A 4,351-nucleotide genomic window follows, 5' to 3' on the forward strand; every position below is an offset into this window, starting at 1 on the left:
CCGCGATACATTTCGTTCGGGCCTTTCGCACGATGCTCCGCGGTCTCCTCACGGGGAATAACGAGTTGCGCATCATGGGTAGATCGTATCTCGCCGGACTCCCTGGAGGCATTCTAAACGGACTGCGCAACTCGGGGTAGGACTATGGAACGACCCAGTGCACGAGGTGCGGGCTCGGCAATTACCTGGAAAGCTGCGCAGCTAGTTGGCACGAAGCTGGTCTTTCTGATCCGGATATTGGTGCTGGCACGGCTGCTCAGTCCGGACGACTTCGGCCTGCTTGCGATCGCAATGATCGCGATCGGTGTATCCAATCGCCTGACGGATCTGGGGATGATACCCGCGCTTGTACAGAGCGAGAGGGAGGAAGACCGCCTGTACGATGTTGCATGGACCGTCGGCATGGTCCGTGCGGTCGCAATTGGAGTCTTCATCTATCTATGCGCTCCTTTGATTGCGGAGTTGTTCTCTGATCCTCGGGCTGCCGCCCTGATGCGGGTTCTCGCACTGCAGCCGATGCTGGAAGCCCTCGCCAGTATTCGTGTCGTGGACTTCATTAGACAGCTTAACTTCAGGTCTGTGACCCTGATTCGGCTACCTGCAGCCGTTTCGAACACCGTAGTTGCAATTGTCCTCGCCCCGTCTCTGGGGGTCTGGGCGCTCGTTGCCGGCGCTCTCGCCGGCCCCGCGACGTCGCTTCTTCTTTCTTACGTCCTGGCACCGTACCGTCCTCGCATTTCGTTGAATCCTGAGGCTGCCGGGAGTCTGATACGCTTCGGTCGGTGGATCTTTCTAGCCGGAATCGCCGCGCTTATATCGAGTGCCATACTGCGCCTTGTCATCAGCAGACAACTCGGTACTGTCGAACTCGGTCTGTACTATCTGGCTGCAAGCCTCGCGTTTATTCCATCCGAGGTGATGAGCCATGTAGTGGGTGCTGTAACGTTCCCCCTCTACTCTCGACTTCAGGATTCGCGGGCTGACCTGGCCCGGACATTCAGATCGGTCCTCGCCAGTTCGGCTGCTTTGCTCGTACCCCCTTGCTTTCTCCTGATTGCGCTCAGTCCAGGGCTGGTTGAATTCGCGCTGGGAGAGAAATGGCACGGCACGGTCCCGATCATACAGATTCTGGCCGCGGTGAGTATCATCAGCCTGCTTGGAGAGAACGTGGCACCTATACTGAAGGGCGCCGGGCGGCCGAAAGGGGTGGCGGTGATTGAGTTTGTCCAAGCCGTGACACTGATATCGGTTGTCTGGTTCTTTGCCACGAAGTGGGGAGTGAATGGGGCCGCCCTGGCTTGGGTTCCGGCTATCGCCATCTCGCAGGTTATGAGTGGGCTGTTCGTCAAACAGGTAATTCCTGATCCCTTTCGAGGACTCGGGAGAATCCTCGCATCGGTTGTTGTCGTTGGGGTTACTGGGTCACTTATCGCGATCTGGATCTACGGCAGATTACCGTCACATGCCGGGGTCGTTCTGTCGGCAACAAGCTCCATCTTGGCGATGGGGATTCTGTTCTTCATATTGGATCGGAGGCTGGCTCTCGGCGTAGGTCGCGACCTTGGTCGCTTATTTCCCCAACTGGAACCATTGCTCGGTCTGTTTGAATCCAGCGCAAAGAAACCACAGAAACCGTGAGTCTATTTGACAGTGCGGCGACGATTGCAAGACGCGTACTCCCCTTATCCGCTCGCCGAAAACTCGTGCGACTGACGCGTTGGCCGCCCGTCGGGCTGGTACGATTTGGCAACCTTCGAAGAGTCAAGCCGATCAGCTCGACATTTGGGCTGGAGCGCGGAGGCGCCGTTGATCGATACTACATCGAGAGATTCCTCAGCGCGAATGCCACCGACGTTCGCGGGCATGTGTTGGAGATCGGCACGGACATGTACACCCGGCGCTACGGCGGTGCCGCCGTGACCAAGATCGACGTGCTACATGTCGCAGAGAATCGCGAACCGGTCACCATCATCGGTGATCTTGCCCAATCAGATCACATCCCATCCGGATCGTTTGATTGCATCATACTCACACAGACGCTTCAGTACGTGTTTGACCTGGCCCCCGCCGTCGATACCGTCCTTCGGATACTAAAACCGGGCGGCGTCGTGCTCGTAACACTCCCCGGTATCAGCAGGATTAGCCCGTATGACATGGATCGATGGGGATCCTTCTGGAGCTTCACCACGGCTTCTGCTCGACGTCTTTTCGAACATCGCTTTCCATCAAATTGTGTTGAAGTTGAGGCCTACGGTAATGTCTTGAGCGCGATCTCCTTTCTTCATGGTATCTCGGCCGGTGAACTCCGGAAACGAGAGCTCGAACACCACGATCCGGACTATCAGGTCATCATCACGGTTCGCGCAGCCAAGCCTGTCGCAACGACGTGAGAATTCCGGGCGCAAAGAAGGCCAGGCTCACCGGCCGGTGGATTCGCAGCCGGCTGACCGGAGGAGCACTCGTGCTGGGATATCACCGCGTTGCGGATCCCGATGAGGATTTCTTCGATATCTGTGTTGCTCCCGATCGGTTCGAGCAGCATCTCGAGACTCTGCAAAGACGCGCCAGGACAATTACACTGTCGAATGCCGTCGAGTCCGTCCGAAGAAGTAACCAACCGGCACGATCTGTCGTGGTCACGTTTGATGATGGGTACGCCGAAATTGTTGATGTCGTCCGGCCGCTTCTGGAACGCTACGAAGTACCTGCGACCGTGTTCGTGCCGTCGGGTGCTTTCGGCAAGGAGCTGTGGTGGGATCGCTTGAAGCGGCTGGTGTGCTTTCCAGATGTCCTTCCATCCCTGGAAGATCTCCCGATTCCGGGTTTTGACATGCCGACCAACACGCGGAGGAAGCAGGACCCGAGCTGGGACACGTCCACCGGACGCGGTCACCTGGTGAAGTCACTGTACCAGGCCCTGCTAACGATGACGTCGGACGATCGCGATATGTGGCTTGGGAAGATCGAGCGATGGGCAGACGTGCCCGAAGGAGCCGTGCCAACCGCTCGCGTCATATCCGAGTCGGAGTTGAAGGACATCGCAGCCTGTGAACTGATAACCATAGGATCTCACTCGGTCTCTCATCCCATTCTCCCGGAGTTGTCGACCAGGGATCAAGAAGTGGAGATCGCGCAGAGCAAACGGGACATAGAACTTGTGATCGGAAGACCCGTCGAGTTATTCTCGTACCCGAACGGATCGTGGTCGTCCGCCACCGAACGGCTACTCGGCCCGGCGGGATATTCGGCAGCCTGCGTAAGTCATAACGATGTCTTTCGAACTCGCACGAGTAGATATCGTATCCCGCGGTTTTGGCCTGGCAATCGGACTGCCAGAACGTTTGAGCGATGGCTGAGCCACTGGTCGGCTTGACACTCCGGTCACTCACCAGGTTTCAAGTTGTAGTTCTATGCCGAATACGCTTGCCCACGTTGGAGTTCAGGGTCTGGTATCGAGACTGGCATGGAAGGACGTGGACCTGAAGTGGGTTTACATTGGCTGCGTAGTCCCGGACTTTCCGTGGATTCTTCAGAGAGCAGTGGTGGCGTTTGCGCCCAGCGTAGACCCATTCGCGCTCAGATACTATGTCGACTTTCAGGCGTCTCTTCTGGGCTGCCTCGTGCTATGCGGCGTGATCGCCGCATTTGCAGGAGCGTACTGGAAGACATTCTTGATCCTCGGTACGAATACCGTCCTGCACCTCGTACTTGACGCCAGTCAGATCAAGTGGGCGAATGGCGTCCATTTTTTGGCGCCTGCTTCATGGCACATGTCAAACTGGGGCTTCTTCTGGCCGGAAAGCATTCTCGGTGTAGTCCTGACGATTCTCGGTCTGGTGGTTCTCAGTGTGAACTGGCGGACAAGTTCGCGAACCCGGCCCGGACTTGTATTGCCGCGTGGCCGCCGAGCGCTCGCCCTACCACTGCTTGGGTCTGCCTATCTCCTGCTGCCGATACTGTTTCTGGCCGCGAATGGCCGCGCCGACAACCACTCCCTTGCAACCCTATCGGATAGTGATCGTGTAGGTGAATACGTCGAGTTTGACCGCGCGAACGTTCTCCGGTGCGGGGATCAGTGGTGCATCGAGGGTCCGGAAGGTGAATACCTTGAGGCGAAAGATCTGATGATCTCGTCCCCGTCGACCGTTTCCGTACGTGGCGTCTTTGTAGAGGACAACGCGGTACGGGTCACCGATCACCACGTGCATCTCAAGTGGTATCGCGATGGGGCCTCGTATCTCGCGCTTCTGCTGATTTGCATGACCTGGATACTGTCCCTTTTTGTGCGGCACGACGAGCAAGACTCGTAGCGATGCGGCGAGCAGTGCTGTCGGCACGCTGAGCGTATTCA

The 4,351-nt window shown here is 57.3% G+C and carries 4 protein-coding genes; all 4 read left to right on the top strand.

Going from position 1 to position 4,351, the window contains the following annotated elements; translation table 11 throughout:
* Positions 1–144: 144 nt before the first annotated feature.
* Genes HKN37_09830 through HKN37_09845 form a run of 4 tightly spaced genes read left to right on the top strand, consistent with a single transcriptional unit; the run spans position 145 to position 4,310 of the window.
* The gene (locus HKN37_09830) at positions 145–1,638 is read left to right on the top strand and encodes a lipopolysaccharide biosynthesis protein (protein ID NNE46944.1); all 1,494 of its coding nucleotides are present in this window, start codon (positions 145–147) and stop codon (positions 1,636–1,638) included.
* A complete protein-coding gene (locus tag HKN37_09835) occupies positions 1,635–2,390 on the top strand; it encodes a methyltransferase domain-containing protein (protein NNE46945.1) in 756 nt (251 codons plus the stop codon). The genes HKN37_09830 and HKN37_09835 overlap by 4 nt, the downstream gene beginning before the upstream one ends.
* Positions 2,387–3,373: a polysaccharide deacetylase family protein gene (locus HKN37_09840; GenBank protein NNE46946.1), complete on the top strand. Its 987-nt coding sequence runs from the start codon at positions 2,387–2,389 to the stop codon at positions 3,371–3,373. The genes HKN37_09835 and HKN37_09840 overlap by 4 nt, the downstream gene beginning before the upstream one ends.
* 37 nt (positions 3,374–3,410) lie before the next feature.
* The gene (locus HKN37_09845; GenBank protein NNE46947.1) at positions 3,411–4,310 is read left to right on the top strand and encodes a hypothetical protein; all 900 of its coding nucleotides are present in this window, start codon (positions 3,411–3,413) and stop codon (positions 4,308–4,310) included.
* The last annotated feature ends 41 nt before the right edge of the window (positions 4,311–4,351 follow it).

The organism is Rhodothermales bacterium (assembly GCA_013002345.1).
Taxonomy (GTDB): domain Bacteria; phylum Bacteroidota; class Rhodothermia; order Rhodothermales; family JABDKH01; genus JABDKH01.